17 protein-coding genes are annotated in these 17,669 nt (G+C 64.6%); 9 read left to right on the top strand and 8 right to left on the bottom strand.

What is annotated here, in order from left to right:
* Positions 1–276 precede the first annotated feature (276 nt).
* The 4 genes from ABX298_RS18625 to ABX298_RS18640 form a co-directional block, all read right to left on the bottom strand.
* On the bottom strand, positions 277–1,608 hold the full coding sequence (locus ABX298_RS18625) for a deoxyguanosinetriphosphate triphosphohydrolase (RefSeq protein ID WP_013971681.1): 1,332 nt from the start codon (positions 1,606–1,608) through the stop codon (positions 277–279).
* Positions 1,609–1,797: 189 nt separating this feature from the next.
* Complete coding sequence (locus tag ABX298_RS18630) at positions 1,798–2,127, bottom strand: hypothetical protein (RefSeq protein WP_013971682.1); 330 nt, start codon at positions 2,125–2,127, stop codon at positions 1,798–1,800.
* On the bottom strand, positions 2,124–2,498 hold the full coding sequence (locus tag ABX298_RS18635; RefSeq protein ID WP_025338297.1) for a phage holin family protein: 375 nt from the start codon (positions 2,496–2,498) through the stop codon (positions 2,124–2,126). Before ABX298_RS18635 ends, ABX298_RS18630 begins: the two co-directional genes overlap by 4 nt.
* Before the next feature lie 9 nt (positions 2,499–2,507).
* A complete protein-coding gene (locus ABX298_RS18640) occupies positions 2,508–2,822 on the bottom strand; it encodes a YqjD family protein (RefSeq protein WP_075044200.1) in 315 nt (104 codons plus the stop codon).
* Positions 2,823–3,135: 313 nt separating this feature from the next.
* Between ABX298_RS18640 and ABX298_RS18645 the strand changes: the two genes are divergently transcribed.
* From ABX298_RS18645 to ABX298_RS18665, 5 genes are all read left to right on the top strand, one after another.
* A complete protein-coding gene (locus ABX298_RS18645) occupies positions 3,136–4,344 on the top strand; it encodes an ammonium transporter (protein WP_025338299.1) in 1,209 nt (402 codons plus the stop codon).
* Between the two features lie 71 nt (positions 4,345–4,415).
* Entirely contained in the window at positions 4,416–4,655 is a 240-nt protein-coding gene (locus tag ABX298_RS18650; RefSeq protein ID WP_063913871.1) for a glutaredoxin family protein, read from the top strand.
* Positions 4,656–4,763: 108 nt separating this feature from the next.
* Positions 4,764–5,195 (top strand): D-Ala-D-Ala carboxypeptidase family metallohydrolase, encoded by a 432-nt coding sequence (locus ABX298_RS18655; RefSeq protein ID WP_075044201.1) that lies wholly within the window; start codon positions 4,764–4,766, stop codon positions 5,193–5,195.
* 65 nt (positions 5,196–5,260) lie between these two features.
* Positions 5,261–5,569: a transcriptional regulator gene (locus tag ABX298_RS18660; protein ID WP_075044202.1), complete on the top strand. Its 309-nt coding sequence runs from the start codon at positions 5,261–5,263 to the stop codon at positions 5,567–5,569.
* Between the two features lie 51 nt (positions 5,570–5,620).
* Positions 5,621–6,505 carry a pseudouridine synthase gene (locus tag ABX298_RS18665; protein ID WP_085664996.1) on the top strand — a complete coding sequence of 295 codons (885 nt, stop codon included), beginning with the start codon at positions 5,621–5,623 and terminating at the stop codon, positions 6,503–6,505.
* A gap of 241 nt (positions 6,506–6,746) precedes the next feature.
* On the opposite strand, the gene ABX298_RS18670 is transcribed toward ABX298_RS18665, so the two are convergent.
* The 3 genes from ABX298_RS18670 to acnA form a co-directional block, all read right to left on the bottom strand.
* Positions 6,747–8,312, bottom strand: a complete 1,566-nt coding sequence (locus ABX298_RS18670) for a PAS domain-containing methyl-accepting chemotaxis protein (protein WP_025338303.1) — start codon at positions 8,310–8,312, stop codon at positions 6,747–6,749.
* A gap of 198 nt (positions 8,313–8,510) precedes the next feature.
* The gene (locus tag ABX298_RS18675) at positions 8,511–9,287 is read right to left on the bottom strand and encodes a CPBP family glutamic-type intramembrane protease (protein ID WP_367393460.1); all 777 of its coding nucleotides are present in this window, start codon (positions 9,285–9,287) and stop codon (positions 8,511–8,513) included.
* A gap of 158 nt (positions 9,288–9,445) precedes the next feature.
* Complete coding sequence (gene acnA, locus ABX298_RS18680; protein WP_367393461.1) at positions 9,446–12,187, bottom strand: aconitate hydratase AcnA; 2,742 nt, start codon at positions 12,185–12,187, stop codon at positions 9,446–9,448.
* 216 nt (positions 12,188–12,403) lie between these two features.
* Between acnA and rlmM the strand changes: the two genes are divergently transcribed.
* The 3 genes from rlmM to pdxB all read left to right on the top strand — a co-directional run bounded on the left by rlmM (position 12,404) and on the right by pdxB (position 15,198).
* Positions 12,404–13,468: a 23S rRNA (cytidine(2498)-2'-O)-methyltransferase RlmM gene (gene rlmM / locus ABX298_RS18685; RefSeq protein ID WP_367393462.1), complete on the top strand. Its 1,065-nt coding sequence runs from the start codon at positions 12,404–12,406 to the stop codon at positions 13,466–13,468.
* 284 nt (positions 13,469–13,752) lie between these two features.
* Entirely contained in the window at positions 13,753–13,995 is a 243-nt protein-coding gene (gene tusA / locus ABX298_RS18690) for a sulfurtransferase TusA (protein ID WP_003248727.1), read from the top strand.
* A gap of 60 nt (positions 13,996–14,055) precedes the next feature.
* Complete coding sequence (gene pdxB, locus ABX298_RS18695; protein ID WP_367393463.1) at positions 14,056–15,198, top strand: 4-phosphoerythronate dehydrogenase PdxB; 1,143 nt, start codon at positions 14,056–14,058, stop codon at positions 15,196–15,198.
* A 189-nt stretch (positions 15,199–15,387) separates the two neighbouring features.
* Here the strand turns inward: pdxB and ABX298_RS18700 are convergent, their stop codons facing one another.
* Complete coding sequence (locus tag ABX298_RS18700; protein ID WP_170978823.1) at positions 15,388–15,561, bottom strand: PA1571 family protein; 174 nt, start codon at positions 15,559–15,561, stop codon at positions 15,388–15,390.
* Positions 15,562–15,774: 213 nt separating this feature from the next.
* On the opposite strand from ABX298_RS18700, the gene ABX298_RS18705 reads away from it, so the two are divergent.
* Entirely contained in the window at positions 15,775–17,538 is a 1,764-nt protein-coding gene (locus ABX298_RS18705; protein ID WP_367393464.1) for an ABC transporter transmembrane domain-containing protein, read from the top strand.
* The last annotated feature ends 131 nt before the right edge of the window (positions 17,539–17,669 follow it).

A 17,669-nucleotide genomic window follows, 5' to 3' on the forward strand; every position in this document is an offset into this window, starting at 1 on the left:
TTCCCTGCGGGCTATTGAGGGTGACAGGCGGCACCATATCGCAGTTGGAAGTCATCGGGCATGCGAGGAAGGGCTATTAGCCCTATATGGGAAATGGCTTACAAGATAAAACAAAACGGGCTACGAGGCAGGCGCGTTTAACTCGATGTCAAAGCGTGATTGGTAACTTTTCATTTATTCTTATTCGTGCTGTTTAACTTGCCGCCAATATATGTAGGAAGTTTCCCACAATACACGGTACAGCTCCGGGCGATGCCCGGGCTGCACCGGCAGGGCTCAGGTCGGGCTGGAGCGCCCGGTCATTTCCCGGGCCATTTCGCTGGCATAGCTGTCGGTCATCCCGGCGATGAAGTCGATCATGCGCAGGAAGGCGCTGTGCAGCGAGCCGTGTGGGTCGGGGGCATTGTTGCCGATAAGGTCCAGTACCCGGCGGCTCTTGAACGACGGCGTGCGTCCGCCGTGCTGTTCCAGGGCGGCACCGCAGAAGGTATTCAGCAGAATCTCCAGCGTGGTGTAGGCGCCGATCTCGTGCAGGGTCTTGCGCTTGTCCTGGAAGATCTTGTTGCGTGCCATGTCCTTGGCCTGCAGCACGCAGCGCTTGGCCGGGCCGTGCATGTGTTCGACCAGGTCGCCCGCCAGCTGGCCGGCCAGCAAGGCTTGCTGCTGCTCGACGAAGGCGCGGGCGGCAGCGTTGGTCAGGTGCTCGATGGCCTTGCCGCGCAGGATCGCCAGCTTGCGCCGCCGGGAGTCGCCTGGGCCGAGCTGACGGTAGGTTTCCGGCAGGTCATCGCCGACCAGGTCGAGCAGCAGCGCTTCGACTTCGGCGTACTGCAGCAACTCCATTTCCAGGCCGTCTTCCAGGTCGATCAGCGCGTAGCAGATGTCATCCGCAGCCTCCATCAGGTAGACCAGCGGGTGGCGCGCCCAGCGCTGGTGTTCCAGTTGCGGCAGGCCGAGCTTGCGGGCGATCTGTTCGAGCAGCGGCAGTTCGCTCTGGTAACTGCCGAACTTGTGCTTCTTGTAGCCCAGGGCGTCGGCGTGGCGTGCGCTCCACGGGTACTTCAGGTAAGTGCCGAGGGTGGCATAGGTCAGCCGGGTACCGCCGTCGAACTGGTGGTACTCCAGCTGGGTGAGTACCCGAAAGCCTTGGGCGTTGCCTTCGAAGTTGAGGAAGTCGGCGCGCTCGTCGTCGCTCATGTCGTCCAGCCAGCCACGCCCGGCGGCCTGCTGGAACCAGTGGCGGATGGCGTCTTCGCCAGAGTGGCCGAACGGTGGGTTGCCGATGTCATGGGCCAGGCAGGCCGACTGCACGATCATCCCCAGGTCGCTGGGGGCGCACCAGTCCGGCAGGCTGTCGCGCAGGGTTTCGCCGACGCGCATGCCCAGCGAGCGGCCGACGCAGCTGACTTCCAGCGAGTGGGTCAAGCGTGTGTGGATATGGTCGTTGCTGGAAACCGGGTGCACCTGGGTCTTGCGCCCGAGGCGGCGGAAGGCACCGGAGAAGATGATGCGGTCGTGGTCCTTGTGGAAGGGGCTGCGCCCGAGTTCATCGGCGCTGTACAGGGCTTTGCCCAGGCGTTCGCGGGTGAGCAGGGTGTGCCAGTCCAAGGCGCGGTCTCCTGTGGATCGAGGGGTATAGCTTCCGGTGTCCGGAAGGGCAGCGCAAGGGGTAAGCCTGTAATGGCCCTATCGCCGGCAAGCCGGCTCCCACAGGGGTTGCACATGGCTTGAGGCCGATGCGGTCGAGGTGGGAGCCGGCTTGCCGGCGATAGGGCCGGTGCAGTCGACGGAAAACGCTCAGGGGCGGCGGCTGCCTTGCAGGTACAGGCGCAGCAGCGGCAGCAGGCTGGTGCCCAGGCGCAACAGGCGCGCCAGGTTGCCGCTGCGCACGCCCTTGCCGGTGAGGAAACCCAGCGCCACCACGGCGCCAATCCCCCACAGCGGCGCATGCTTGATGCCCAGCCCGTCGTGCAACGAGCTGCCCATGCCGCGCACGCGGCGCAGTGGCTCAAGCAACTGCGCGGACTCGTGGCGGATTTCCTGGCGGTGCATTTCCATGCGCAGGCGCAGCAGCGCCTTGCGCAGTTCCCGCGGGTTTCGGGTGTTTGGCAGTTCTGGCAGGCTCATGGCAACAGGCGCTCCCGGTCCTTGGCAAGTTCCTCGAGGGTGGCGCCGAAGGGCGACGACTCGTCGAACACCGCTGCCTTCAGGCGCAGGCCGCAATACAGCGCGGCGATGCCGTAGAACACGCACAGGCCGATGATGCCGGCCAGGCGATAGCTGTCCCACAGCAATACCAGCAACAGCCCGGACAGCGCCGTCAGCAGCAGCAGGGCGAATACCAGGGCCAGGCCGGCGAACAGCAGCAGGCTCAAGGTGCGGCCCTTCTGCTCCTGCAACTCGATGCCGAACAGTTCGATATGGCTGTGCAGCAGCCCCAGGGCAGCCGCGCCCAGGCGCCTGCCCGAGGCGCTGGCGCCGTTGGCGTCGTTCTCCATGGGAACCCCTTAGCGCCGGTTGGCCAGCAGGCCGATCAACAAGCCGACGCCAGCGGCAATGCCGATCGCCTGCCATGGTTTTTCCTGCACGTACTGTTCGGCACTGCCCAGTGCTGCCTGGCCGCGCTCGCGCACCGAGTCCTGGGTCAGCTGCAGGCTTTCGCGGGCCTGGGCCAGGCGTTCGTGGATCTGTTCACGCAACTCGTCAGCCTGGTCGCCGGCCAGGTTGGCGGTGTCGGCCAGCAGCTTCTCGGTGTCGCGGACCAGTGCCTGGAAGTCAGCCATCAATATCTCTTGTGCAGTCTTTGCCGATTTGCTGGCCATGGGTGTCTCCCTGTCGATGAGTGTTGGTAGTTCGAGTGATAGCACGCGCGGAAGGTTCAAGTGCGGGCGCTGGTATGGGCCTTGCTAAGGCTTTGCCACGTTGCGGGGCGCCTCGGGCAGGTATTGCGCCGATTAGGGGCGCCAGCGCAGCGGATACCGATAAACCTTAACCCAATCCACGACAAACCCAAGAAAAAACCACGCAGGCTCCGCCCGGCTCACCGAAACAGGGCAGGGGGCTGGCACCGATTCGGTGCAGGGATGCAGGTTCTTGAACTGTCCTGGTGCCTTTTTCAGCAGGTCTGCCTATTTCATGGAAAACATGCACAGCGCGATGGACTCCCTGGTCCATGGTTCCAACACCCTGTTCATTCTCATGGGCGCCATTCTGGTGCTGGCCATGCACGCCGGCTTCGCGTTTCTCGAAGTGGGCACGGTGCGCCACAAGAACCAGGTCAACGCCTTGTCGAAAATTCTCAGCGACTTCGCTATCTCGGCATTGGTGTACTTCTTCATCGGCTACTGGATCGCCTACGGGGTCAACTTCTTCCAGCCAGCGGCGGCGCTGGCGGCCGACCATGGCTATGCGCTGGTCAAGTGCTTCTTCCTGCTGACCTTTGCCGCGGCGATCCCGGCGATCATCTCCGGGGGCATCGCCGAGCGGGCGCGCTTCGTGCCGCAACTGTGTGCCACGGCGTTGATCGTGGCGTTCATCTACCCGTTCTTCGAGGGCGTGGTGTGGAACGGCAACCTGGGCGTTCAGGCCTGGTTGCAGGCACGCTTCGGCGCGCCGTTCCATGACTTTGCCGGCTCGGTGGTGGTGCATGCCATGGGTGGTTGGCTGGCGCTGGCGGCGGTGCTGCTGCTGGGCGCGCGCCGCGGGCGCTACCGCGATGGCCGGCTGGTGGCGTTTGCGCCGTCGAGCATTCCTTTCCTGGCATTGGGGTCGTGGATCCTGATCATCGGCTGGTTCGGCTTCAACGTCATGAGTGCCCAGACCTTGCAGGGTGTCAGCGGCCTGGTGGCGATCAACTCGCTGATGGCCATGGTCGGTGGCACCCTGTCGGCCTTGCTGGCCGGGCGTAACGACCCGGGCTTCCTGCATAACGGGCCGCTGGCCGGGCTGGTAGCGGTTTGTGCCGGTTCCGACCTGATGCACCCCATTGGTGCGCTGGCCACCGGCCTGGTGGCGGGCGCGCTGTTCGTCTGGACCTTCACTGCGGCGCAGAACCGCTGGAAGATCGACGATGTGCTGGGTGTGTGGCCGTTGCATGGCCTGTGCGGTGTCTGGGGTGGCATGGCCTGCGGCATCTTCGGCCAGGAGGTGCTGGGTGGCATGGGCGGTGTCAGCCTGGTCAGCCAGTTGCTGGGCAGCCTGATGGGCGTGGTGGTGGCATTGGCCGGCGGTTTTGCCGTGTATGGTGCAATCCGTGCGCTGCATGGGCTGCGCTTGAGCCATGAGCAGGAGTTCCAGGGCGCGGACCTGTCGCTGCACCGTATCGGCGCCACCAGCCAGGATTGAGCCAGGTCAGGTGCACGGACGGCAGGACGGACCTAGAATAGGTTTCTCCCTGCCAAAGCGGACTTGCCCCCATGCTGCCTGAATGCCAACTGTTCGGCACCCTCGGCTGCCACCTGTGTGAAGTGGCCGAGGCCGTGCTGATGCCCTTCGTCGACCATGGCCTGCTGGTGGAACTGGTCGACATTGCCGAGAACGAAGCCCTGTTCGAACGCTATGGCCTGATCATTCCGGTGCTGCGCCGCTGTGACAATGGCGCCGAGCTGCACTGGCCGTTCGATGCCGAACAGGTGGTGGCGTTTCTCGCGCAGTAATCGCGCCAGGGGAGGTCTGTCCCTGCTCCATGCGGTGTGCTGCGTTGTGATGATCCGCTGCCGGCACGTTGAGGCCGGCATCCTTCACCGGTCATCAGGAACCCAGCCATGCGTATTTCCCCCCATTTCACCCTCGATGAAATGACCATTTCGCAGCTCGCCGCCAGGGAAGGGCTCGACAACAATCCTCCAGCCGAAGCGCGTGCCAACCTGCAGTTGCTGTGCAATGCACTGGAGCAGGTGCGTGCGCTGTTCGGTGCACCAGTCATCGTCAGCAGCGGCTATCGCAGCCCCGCAGTGAACCAGCGCATTGGCGGGGCGCTGACGAGCAAGCATCTGCTGGGGCTGGCGGCTGACTTCACGGTGATTGAAGTGAGCCCGCGCGAGGTGGTGCGCCGGATCAGCGAAAGCGCCATCCCCTTCGACCAGTTGATCCTCGAATTCGATGACTGGGTGCACCTGGCCGTGTCGCGTAGCGCCCCCCGGCGCCAGGTGTTGACCATCCGCAAAGGCACCGGCTATCTGCCGGGGCTGCAATGAAGCGCATTGACGGCGCCAAGGGGATATTCGTATGCTGTATATAAATACAGTATCGAGGTGAAGCCATGCTCAATGTCGAGCAACTCAAGTACAGCGTCAACCGCATGCCCGTCGAGCGGGTGGCCGACGCTGTTCTGGAACTGCGCCTCGAAGGCCTGGTGACCGAAGACCGTACGCCGTTCGGCAAGGTCCACTTCAATACCTGCTTCGCCGAGATCGAGGCCCTGTTCCAGCGTGCCGGCTACCACCGTGGGCTGGACGTGGTTGGGTACCAGGGGTTGCTGTATGCCCTCTACGACCCTGGGCGCTGGGAGCCGGTGCAGGTGTTGCGCTGGCTGAAGGAGCGCTGCGAGGCCATTGCCCAGGCTGGTTGAGGGCGCGGGCTTGGGGGATAATGCGCGGCCGTGAACGTTTCGAGCCCTGCCATGACCACGCCTTTCGACCCCGCCCGCCAGCAAGCCAGCACGGTGTGCCTGCCCCCCGGTAACTGGGCGACGGTGCTCGACTGCCTGTGTGACCATTTCAAGGCCATCGACCGCGCCCAGTGGCTCGACCGCTTTGCCCGGGGCCGGGTGCTGGATGCCGAGGGGCGGGCGGTTTCTGCCGCACTGCCTTACAAGCGCGGTATGCGTTTGCACTACTTCCGTGAGGTGCCGAACGAGCGGCCGATCCCGGTGCAGGAGACCGTATTGCATGTGGATGAGCACCTGGTGGTAGCCGACAAGCCGCATTTCCTGCCCGTGACGCCGACTGGTGAATACGTCGAGCAGACCTTGCTGCGCCGCCTGATCCGCCGCCTGGGCAACCCGCATCTGGTGCCGTTGCACCGTATCGACCGGCATACCGCCGGGCTTGTACTATTTTCCGCCAACCCGCAGAGCCGCAGTGCCTACCAGCGATTGTTCCCCGAACGACGTATCGACAAGCGCTACCAGGCCATTGCCGCGGCCATGCCGCAGCACGATTTCCCGCTGGTGCACAAAAGCCGCCTGGTACATGGCGAGCCTTTTTTCCGCATGCATGAGGTAGAGGGGGAGGCCAACAGCGAAACCCTGGCCGAAGTGCTGGAGAAGAATGGCGAGTTGTGGCGTTACGGGCTGTCGCCGGTGACTGGCAAGACCCATCAGTTGCGTGTGCACATGGCGGCATTGGGGGCGGGGATCTGCAATGACCCCTTCTATCCGCAGTTGGTCAACGAAGAGGACGACTACCAGCGGCCGCTGAAGTTGCTGGCGCAGAGCCTGCGCTTTGCAGACCCGCTGAGCGGGGAAGAGCGCTACTTCGAGAGCTGCTTGCAGTTGGATTGGTAATGCTCACACGCTCGTTGCATGAGCAACTGCCGTGAATGCACTCTGAAGGCTTGCGCGGCCCCCTGTGGGAGCGGGTTCACCCGCGAAGAAGCCAGCGCGCTGGATGCCACCGGCTTCGCCGGTGTTCGCGGGTGAACCCGCTCCCACAGTGTTCGCGCAATCTTTTGGATTTTGAGCAAGACAGTTACTCCCACAGGTACGGCGCAGGTATAAAGTGCATGCCGTACCTTTGGAAGCCGCCTTAGCGGTTGAACCGCTCCACCAGCGAGTACTGGGTACCCGCCGTGCTGGTCAGCTCTTCGCTGAGCAGCGCCGAGTGCTGGGCCTGTTCGGCAGTCTGGTCGGCCAGGTCGGCGATGGTGCTGATGTTGCGGCTGATCTCGTCAGCCACTGCAGTCTGCTCCTCGGTCGCTGCAGCAATCTGGGTGGCCATGTCGGTGATGTTGGCCACCGCTTCACTGATGCCCACCAGCGCCTCGTCGGCCTGCATCACACGGTCGACGCCTTCCTGCGCCTGGCGATGGCCGGTTTCCATGGTCAGCACGGCATTGCTGGCGGTTTGTTGCAGCTTGGCGATCAGACCGTGGATCTGCCCGGTGGATTCGGCAGTGCGCTGGGCCAGCTGGCGTACTTCGTCGGCCACCACGGCAAAGCCTCGGCCCATTTCACCGGCACGTGCCGCTTCGATGGCCGCGTTCAGCGCCAGCAGGTTGGTCTGGTCGGCGATGCCCTTGATCACATCGACCACGCCACCAATCTCGTCGCTGTCCTTGGCCAGTTGCGTCACTGTCTGGCCGGTCTCGCCCACCGCCGCCGACAGGCGCTCGATGGCCTCGCGGGTTTCACCGGCAATCTGCCGGCCCTGGCTGGTCAGGCGGTTGGCTTCCTGGGTGGCATCGGCGGTGCGCTGCACGTGGTTGGCCACTTCCTGGGTGGTGGCGGCCATCTGGTTGACCGCAGCGGCAACCTGCTCGGTCTCCACCCGCTGGCGTTCCAGGCCGGAAGAGCTCTTGTGCGCCAGCTCGTCGGACTGGCGCGCCTGTTCGCTGAGGTGTTCGGCGCTGTCCTGCAGGCGGGTCAGGCAGGTTTTCATGCGCGCGTCCTGGCTGAGCATGGCCATTTCCAGGCGCGCCTGCACGCCACGGCTGTCGGTGTACATCTGCGCGATCAGCGGGTCGGAAGTGGTCTGTTCGGCCAGGCGCAGCAGGCGCTTGAGGCCGCGCTGCTGCCAGCTCAGGCCCAGCAGGCCCAGCGGTACGGAAAGCCCGGCAGCCAGGGCGAAGCCCCAGGAATGGCCCAGCCAGTTGCCGATCAGGAAGCCCACCTGGCTGATCAGGATGAACGGCAACCAGTCCTGCAGCACCGGCAGCCACTTGTCCCGGCGTGGTACCGGCGGCTTGCCCTGGTTGATGCGCTGGTACAGCGCCTCGGCGCGGCGGACCTGCTCGGCGGTAGGCTTGACCCGCACCGACTCGAAGCCGACCACCTGGTTGTTGTCGAAGATCGGCGTGACATAGGCGTTGACCCAGTAGTGGTCGCCGGACTTGCAGCGGTTCTTGACGATACCCATCCACGGCTGGCCCTGCTTGAGGGTTTGCCACATGTGGGCAAACACCGCTGGCGGCACGTCGGGGTGGCGTACCAGGTTGTGCGGCGCACCGGTCAGCTCTTCGCGGGTGAAACCACTGATCTCGATAAAGGCATCGTTGCAGTAAGTGATCACACCTTTGGCATTGGTGGTGGAGATCAACCGCTGCTGGGCAGGGAAAGTCCGTTCTCTCTGGGTAATCGGCTGGTTGTTACGCATGGGTTGATAGTCCGCAGGGCTTTCGACAGGTATCGGCAAGCCGCTGGTTTTATTGAATGAATAATTAATGTGCTTGATCTGTGGCAATAAGCCATCACTTGATCTGGGTTAGCCAGCGAGCACGTTCAAGCAAGTTGGCGTCATTATTGCGTTTTTACTGCTGTTTCATGACGTATAAGTCGAATGATGACCGATTAGCTAGCCAAGAGCCAGCATCGGATAGCTGAACAGGGTGAAGTGCACCAGGTTCAGGCCGAAATGGCAGAGCACCGCCGCCGCCACGCCGCCCCAGCGGTACGCCAGGCCGTAGCCGATACCGGCAAGGGTGGCCAGGTACACCCATTGCCAGCCGGCCCCCAGGTCGGCCAGGCCGAACAGCAAGGCGGCGGCGAACAACGCCAACCCTTGGTGGCGCAGCAGCCGTTGCAGGCCGGCCTGGATGTAACCGCGGAACAACAGTTCTTCGGTCAGGCTTACCAGCAGCAGGTTGTTCAGCAGCCAGAGCCAGGCCTGGTCGGGCCATTTAGGGGCCCAGGCCAGCATGCCCAGTGCCCAGGCGCCGCCCAGGCAGGCGAGCAGGGTCAGGGGCAGGGCGTACAGCAGGCTGGTCGCCAGGCCCTGGCTGCGCCAAAGGAACAGCCAAGGGCAGGCCAGCAGCAGCCAGGCGCCGATCAGCGGTTTGTCCAGGTTCAGGTACATCGTGAAGGGCAGGGCGCCGGGGCTGAGGACAACGCCGTCGATGACCTTGGCAGCGTTGAAGCCGGGCAGCCAGTGTAATGCCAGGGCGATGGCCAGGAGGATGAACAACGTGTGGCCGAGGGCTTGTTGCCAGCGCTGGGGGCGGCGAGCGAGCAAGGCGCTGGCAAGCAGGGCGAGAAAGGTGGGCAGGGTGGTGATGCCGAGGTTGCCCTGGCTCAGGGCGAGGGTGTAGCCGAGTGCCAGGAGTGAAAGTGCGGTCAGGTTGAAGCGAGGCACGAGTAGTCCTTCTCGTTGAACAATATTGGGGCCGCTGCGCGGCCCATCGCCGGCAAGCCAGCTCCCACAGGGATAGCATCAAGACTGAGGGCTGTACTTTACCTGTGGGAGCTGGCTTGCCGGCGATGGGCTGCACAGCAGCCCCAAGCATACGCGCCTCAACCAGCAATCAGCTGACGCAACACATAATGCAGAATTCCCCCGGCCTTGAAGTACTCCACCTCATTCACGGTATCGATCCGGCACAGCACCTCGATCTGCTCCTGCTGCCCATCCTCGCGGGTGATGCGCAAGGGCAGGCTCATGCCTGGGCGGATCTGTGCGCCGTTCAAACCCAGCACATCGATCTTCTCCCTGCCGGTCAGCCCCAGTTGCTTGCGGTTGTGCCCGGCCTTGAACTGCAGCGGCAGTACGCCCATGCCTACCAGGTTGGAGCGGTGAATGCGCTCGAAGCTTTCCGCCAGTACCGCCTTGACCCCCAGCAGGTTGGTGCCCTTGGCGGCCCAGTCGCGGCTCGAGCCGGTGCCGTATTCCTGGCCGGCGATCACCACCAGCGGAGTGCCTTCCTGCTGGTAGCGCATGGCCGCGTCGTAGATCGACAGCTTCTCGCCACTGGGCACGTGCAGGGTGTTGCCACCTTCTTCGCCCGCCAGCATTTCGTTGCGGATGCGGATGTTGGCGAAGGTGCCGCGCATCATCACTTCATGGTTGCCACGCCGCGAGCCGTAGGAGTTGAAGTCGTGGGGCTCCACGCCCTGCTCACGCAGGTAGCGCCCGGCCGGGCTGTCGGCCTTGATGTTGCCGGCCGGGGAAATGTGGTCGGTGGTCACCGAGTCACCCAGCAGCGCCAGGATCCGCGCACCTTGGACGTCGGTGATCTGCGGGGGCGGCCCGCCGATGTCGTCGAAGAACGGCGGATGCTGGATGTAGGTGGAGTCGGCCTGCCACACGTAGGTGGCCGCCTGCGGTACCTCGATGGCCTGCCACTGTGCATCGCCGGCGAACACCTCGGCATATTCCTTGTGGAACATCGCCGTGTCGACCTTGGCCACGGCAGCGGCGATCTCCTGCTGGCTGGGCCAGATATCGCGCAGGTACACCGGCTGGCCATCCTTGCCGGTGCCCAACGGGTCGCGGGTCAGGTCAAGGCGCACGCTGCCGGCCAGGGCATAGGCCACCACCAGCGGCGGCGAGGCCAGCCAGTTGGTCTTGACCAGCGGGTGCACGCGGCCTTCGAAGTTGCGGTTGCCCGACAACACCGAAGCCACCGTGAGGTCGGCGCTGCCGATGGCTTTTTCGATCGCTTCATCCAGCGGGCCGGAGTTGCCGATGCAGGTGGTGCAGCCATAGCCGACCAGGTCGAACCCCAATTGGTCCAGGTAAGGGCTGAGCCCGGCGGCCTTGAAGTAGTCGGTGACCACCTTGGAGCCCGGCGCCAGCGAGCTCTTGACCCAGGGTTTGCGTTGCAGGCCTTTTTCCAGGGCCTTTTTCGCCACCAGCCCGGCGGCCATCATCACGCTGGGGTTGGAGGTGTTGGTACACGAGGTGATCGCGGCAATCACCACGGCGCCATCGCGCAGGGTGTGGGTCTGGCCTTGATGGCTGTAGTCGATCTCCCCGGCCTGGTCGGCGTTGCCCACCGCCACGCCGCCGCCACCTTCGCTTTCCAGGCGGCTGACCTCTTTGGCCAGCGGTTTGGGTTGCAGTTCGATGAAGTGGTCGAAGGCCTGGCTGACCTGGCCCAGGGCTACCCGGTCCTGCGGCCGCTTGGGCCCTGCCAGGCTGGCCTCGACCTCGTGCATGTCCAGCGCCAGGCTGTCGCTGAACAGTGGCTCCTGGCCGGGCTTCCGCCACAGGCCCTGGGCTTTACAGTACTGCTCGACCAGTTGCACGGTCGCCTCGGGGCGGCCGGACAGGCGCAGGTAGTCCAGGGTCACCTGGTCGACCGGGAAGAAGCCGCAGGTGGCGCCGTATTCCGGGGCCATGTTGGCGATGGTCGCACGGTCGGCCAAGGGCAGCTCGGCCAGGCCATCACCATAGAACTCGACGAACTTGCCCACCACGCCTTTCTTGCGCAGCATCTGGGTCACCGTCAGCACCAGGTCGGTGGCGGTGATGCCTTCGCGCAGTTTGCCGGTCAGCTTGAAGCCGATCACTTCGGGGATCAGCATCGACACCGGCTGGCCGAGCATGGCTGCCTCCGCTTCGATGCCGCCCACGCCCCAGCCGAGCACGCCCAGGCCATTGATCATGGTGGTATGCGAATCGGTACCGACCAGGGTGTCGGGGAAGGCGTAGGTGCGGCCATCGGCCTCACGGGTCCAGACGGTGCGGCCGAGGTATTCGAGGTTGACCTGGTGGCAGATGCCGGTGCCCGGCGGTACCACGCGGAAGTTGTCGAAGGCGCTCTGGCCCCAGCGCAGGAAGGCGTAGCGCTCGCCGTTGCGCTGCATTTCGATGTCGACGTTCTCGCTGAAGGCCTGCGGCGTGCCGTAGCGGTCGACCATCACCGAATGGTCGATCACCAGGTCCACGGGTGACAGCGGGTTGATCCGCTGCGGGTCGCCGCCGGCCTTGGCCATGGCTGCGCGCATGGCGGCCAGGTCGACCACGGCCGGCACACCGGTGAAGTCCTGCATCAGTACCCGCGCTGGGCGGTACTGGATCTCGCGGTCGGAGCGTCGCTCGCCCAGCCATTGGGCGAGGGCGCGCAGGTCGTCGCCGGTGACGGTCTTGCCGTCTTCCCAGCGCAGCAGGTTTTCCAGCAGCACCTTCAGCGACATGGGCAGGCGCTGCAGGTCGCCCAGTTGGCGGGCGGCCTCGGTGAGGCTGAAGTAGTGGTAGGTCTGGTCGCCGACCTGTAGGGGTTTGAGGGTATTCAGGCTATCGAGCGAGGGCATTGCCAACTCCTTCTGCGCCGGTGCCTGGCAAGATCTGCCGGTGGCACCGCTCTGTATCGATCCGCACGGCACGGACCTGGCTGAAAGGTCAGGTTAGACCGCTTTGCGCCACCTGACCCTTTTCTGGACCGGCGGGGCGTGTCGCAGGTTCCGATCTTCCTTTATCATCGCCGCCCTGCCGGCGCCTGTGGCGCGCCAGCCGTAGTGGAGTGAGAGATGAATACCCTGTTCATGCATTGCCGGCCCGGTTTCGAGGGTGAGGTGTGCGCCGAAATCAGCGAACATGCTGCCCGCCTGGGTGTTGCCGGCTATGCCAAAGGCAAGCCGCAAAGCGCCAGTGCCGAGTTTGTCTGTAGCGAGGAGGGCGGTGCCGAGCGCTTGATGGGGGAACTGCGCTTCAACCAGCTGATTTTCCCGCGGCAGTGGGCCCGTGGCGGTTATGTCGAACTGCCTGAAAGCGACCGCATCAGTGTGCTGCTGGCGCACCTGGCCGGGTTCCCGGTGTTTGGCAGCCTGTGGCTGGAGGTGCTGGACAGCAACGAAGGCAAGGAACTGTCTACCTTCTGCCGCAAGTTCGAGGTGCCGCTGCGCAAGGCTTTGGAAAAGGCCGGCCGCCTGGTCGACGACGCCAGCCGCCCACGCCTGCTGCTCACCTTCATCAGCGGCCGCCGGGTATTTGCCGGTGTTGCCCCGGCCAACAACAGTGCGCTGTGGCCCATGGGCATCCCGCGCCTGAAATTCCCCCGCGAGGCGCCCAGCCGCTCGACGCTCAAACTGGAAGAGGCCTGGCACCAGTTCATCCCGCGCGAGCAGTGGGAGCAGCGCCTGGGCGATGACATGACCGGGGTCGACCTGGGGGCCTCGCCGGGTGGCTGGACCTACCAGCTGGTGCGCCGGGGCATGCTGGTGACCGCCATCGACAACGGGCCGATGGCCGAAAGCCTGATGGACACCGGGTTGGTTCAGCACCTGATGGCCGATGGTTTCACCTGGCAACCGAAGCAGCCGGTGGACTGGATGGTGTGCGACATTGTCGAGAAACCGGCGCGTACCACCTCGCTGATCGAGACCTGGCTGGGCGAGGGGTTGTGTCGTGAAGCTGTGGTCAACCTGAAGCTGCCGATGAAACAGCGCTATGCCGAAGTACGCCGGCTGCTCGACCGCATGGAGGCGGCCTTCAAGGCGCGCAAGATCAAGGTGTCGATTGCTTGCAAGCAGCTGTATCACGACCGCGAGGAAGTGACCTGCCATCTGCGCCGGCTCGATCTGAAACCGCGTTGATTTCGGGGGCTGCTTTGCAGCCCAATCGCCGGCAAGCCAGCTCCCACAGGGGCTGCACCTGCCTCAGGCAAGCTAGCTCCCACAGGGGCTGCACCTGCCTCAGGCAAGCTAGCTCCCACAGGGACTGCACTTGCCTCAGGCAAACTAGCTCCTGCAGGGAGTGCAATTGTTTCAGGCTTGCTGCAATCCTGTGGGAGCTGGCTTGCCGGCGATTGGGCCGCACAGCGGCCCCTTGGTCCACGCGGTACTATGCGCGACAATAGCGATCATTTGCGGAGTCCCCCATGACCGATTTCACCCCCGACGCCATCCTCGACGCCACCGGCCTGAACTGCCCGGAACCGGTGATGATGCTGCACCAGCACGTGCGCAACCTGGCCGCTGGCGGCCTGCTCAAGGTCATCGCCACCGACCCCTCGACCCGCCGCGACATCCCCAAGTTCTGCAACTTCCTCGGCCACGAACTGCTGCAGCAGCAGGAAGACGCCGGTACCTTCCTGTACTGGATCCGCAAGAAAGCCGACTGAGCCGCTCTGGAACACGCCCGGCGTTGCGCCTACACTGCGTTCCCCAGACAGGAGAGCGCCATGCTGATAGTTGCCGACGAGAACATCCCGCTGCTCGATGCCTTCTTCCAGGGTTTCGGCGAAATTCGTCGTTACCCGGGCCGAAGCCTCGATGCCGCCAGCGTAAAGGACGCCGACATCCTGCTGGTGCGCTCGGTGACCAAGGTCGACCGCCAGTTGCTCGAAGGCAGCCGCGTGCGCTTTGTCGGCACCTGCACCATCGGCACCGACCACCTCGACCTGAACTACTTTGCCGAGGCCGGCATCCACTGGAGCAGCGCACCGGGCTGCAATGCCCGCGGCGTGGTCGATTACGTGCTGGGCAGCCTGCTGACCCTGGCAGAACTGGATGGCGTGGCACTGCCCGAGCGCGTGTATGGCGTGGTGGGCGCGGGTGAGGTGGGTGGCCGCCTGGTGCGGGTGCTGCACGGCCTGGGCTGGAAGGTAATGGTATGCGACCCGCTGCGCCAGGCCGCCGAGGGCGGTGACTACGTCAGCCTCGAAACCATCCTGCAACAGTGCGATGTGATCAGCCTGCACACCCCGTTGCAGCGTGGCGGCGAGCACCCGACCTGGCACCTGCTGGGCGAGGCTCAGCTGGCGCAGTTGCGCCACGGTGCCTGGCTGGTCAACGCCAGCCGTGGCCCTGTAGTGGACAACGCCGCCCTGCGCGAACTGCTGCTGGACCGCGAAGACCTGCATGCGGTGCTGGATGTGTGGGAGGGGGAGCCGCAGGTCGACCTGCAACTGGCCGACCTGTGCACATTGGCTTCGCCGCACATTGCCGGCTACAGCCTCGACGGCCGCCAGCGTGGTACGGCGCAGATCTACCAGGCGCTGTGCCGCTTCCTCGGTGTGGATGAACAGGTGCAACTGGCCGACCTGCTGCCCCGGCCGCCGCTGGCGCAGATCGAGCTGGATGCCAGCACCGACCCGGCCTGGGCCTTGGCCACCCTGTGCCGCGCGGTGTACGACCCACGCCGCGACGATGCCGATTTCCGCCGCAGCCTCAGCGACGACCCGCAGCAGCAGCGTGCAGCGTTCGACCAGCTGCGCAAGCAGTACCCGCCACGGCGCGAGATCGAAGGGCTGGCGGTGCGCTTGCGCGGGGAGTCGCCGCAGTTGGCGCAGCTGGTCAGTGCCTTGGGTGGGGTGTTGGTCTGACAGCCATTTGAAAGCTGTGCCGGCCTCTTCGCGGGCTTGCCCGCTCCCACAGGGACCACACAGACCCTGAGGTCAATGGGGGACCTGTGGGAGCGGGCAAGCCCGCGAAGAAGGTTGAGCTGATCTGTCAGGATTATCCAAGGCAAATAAAAACCCGGCGCAAGCGCCGGGTTGCAAGGAATTCGCCGATCAACCTTTGCGTACGCGCTCGACCCGGCTTTCTTCCAGGGCCTTGCAGGCCTTCTGGATCATCTGCTCGGTGATCGGTACTTCGCGCCCCTGGGCATCGATGATCGAACCGCACACCTGCGGCTGTGGGGTAGTCCGGGGCTTCTGGTTGTCGCTGCCATGCTGCAAGCTCATGTATTGTCTCCTCATCAGGTTCAAGCGCAGGTTAACCCTGTGCCGTGACTGGCCTGTGACAGTACCTGCAGGGTCACGGCAGGCACAGTCGAACAGAAACGGCAGTAAAGCTCCATAGCCTGGTTAGACCGATAGGCTATAGCAACCCAGCAAGGGTTCCACAGGCGCGGATGAGTGGTAGGCTGCGGTTTCCCCGCCAATGTGGTCAGCGCCATGCCCGAATCGGTTTCCCCGCGTCAACGCCGCGCCTTGCGCCTGGGTTGGCAGTTTGTCCGTCCGTACCGTCGCCAGGTGCTGCTGGCCTTGCTGGCCCTGGTAGTCACCGCCGCCATCACCCTGTCCATGGGGCAGGGCATCCGCCTGCTGGTGGACCAGGGCTTCATGACCCGCTCCGCGCATCAGCTCAACCAGACCATCGGCCTGTTCCTGCTGCTGGTGGTGGCCCTGGCGGTGGGTACCTTCAGCCGCTTCTACCTGGTGTCGTGGATCGGCGAGCGCTGCGTGGCCGATATCCGTCGAGCCGTGTTCGACCACCTGATCGGCCTGCACCCCGGATTTTTCGAAGACAACCGCAGCTCCGAGATCCAGTCGCGGCTGACCGCCGACACCACCTTGCTGCAATCGGTAATCGGCTCTTCGCTGTCGATGTTCCTGCGCAACGCGCTGATGGTCATCGGTGGCGTGGTGTTGCTGTTCATCACCAACCCCAAGCTCACCAGCATCGTGGTGGTGGCCCTGCCGCTGGTGCTGGCGCCGATCCTGCTGTTCGGCCGCCGGGTACGCAGCCTGTCGCGGCAGAGCCAGGACCGGGTGGCCGATGTGGGCAGCTATGTGGCCGAGACCCTCGGGCAGATCAAGACCGTGCAGGCCTACAACCACCAGGCACATGACCGCCAGCTGTTCGCCGGCACGGTGGAAGCGGCGTTTGCCGTAGCCCGGCAGCGGATTGCCCAGCGCGCCTGGCTTATCACCCTGGTGATCGTGCTGGTTCTGGGAGCGGTGGGGGGGATGTTGTGGGTTGGCGGCATGGACGTGATCGCCGGGCGCATTTCCGCGGGCGAACTGGCCGCCTTCGTGTTCTACAGCCTGATCGTCGGCAGCGCCTTCGGCACCCTCAGCGAGGTGATCGGCGAGTTGCAGCGGGCGGCGGGCGCCGCCGAGCGCATTGCCGAACTGTTGGCGGCGCGCAGTGCAATCCTGCCGTCCGCCGTGGCGCAGGTGCTGCCGCAGCAGCGGGCCAGTGGGCGTATCGAGCTGCAGCAGTTGGTGTTCGCCTACCCGTCACGGCCCTCGGTGGCGGCTGTCGATGGCCTGAGCCTGACCATCGAGCCGGGGCAGACCGTGGCTCTGGTGGGCCCGTCGGGGGCGGGCAAGTCGACCTTGTTCGATTTGTTGCTGCGCTTCTACGACCCCCAGCAGGGGCGCATCCTGCTTGATGGCCGGGCGATCACCGAACTCGACCCTGATCACCTACGCCAGCAGTTCGCCCTCGTAGCACAAAACCCCTCGCTGTTTCGCGGCACAGTCGAGGCCAACATCCGCTATGGCCGGCCCGAGGCGACCCTGGCCGAGGTCGAGGCAGCCGCCCGGGGTGCCCATGCCGACGCATTCATCCGGCAATTGCCGCAGGGCTACCAGACACTGCTGGGCGAGGGCGGCATTGGCCTGTCCGGCGGGCAGCGGCAGCGCCTGGCGATCGCCCGTGCGCTGCTGGTCGATGCGCCGATCCTGTTGCTGGACGAAGCCACCAGCGCACTCGACGCGCAAAGCGAATACCTGATCCAGCAGGCGCTGCCCAGCCTGATGGCCGGGCGCACCACCCTGGTGATCGCCCATCGCCTGGCTACGGTCCAGCATGCCGACCGTATCGTGGTCATCGACAAGGGCAGGCTGGTGGCGGTGGGGACGCATCGCCAGCTGATCGAAGAGAGCCCGCTGTATGCTCGGCTGGCGGCCTTGCAGTTCACCACGGGGTAGCTTGTAGTGGCGCTGTAACATTTCTGTAGTATTTGCCTGAGAGTATCTAGCTCAACTGTTGCGTAAGTGCTCGACCTGGCTGCCATTGCTTGATGGCAGCCTTTTTTTGGCCTGCCAGTAACCGGGCTGCG

The sequence above is a fragment of the Pseudomonas sp. X4 genome (assembly GCF_040784925.1).
GTDB lineage: Bacteria > Pseudomonadota > Gammaproteobacteria > Pseudomonadales > Pseudomonadaceae > Aquipseudomonas > Aquipseudomonas putida_Z.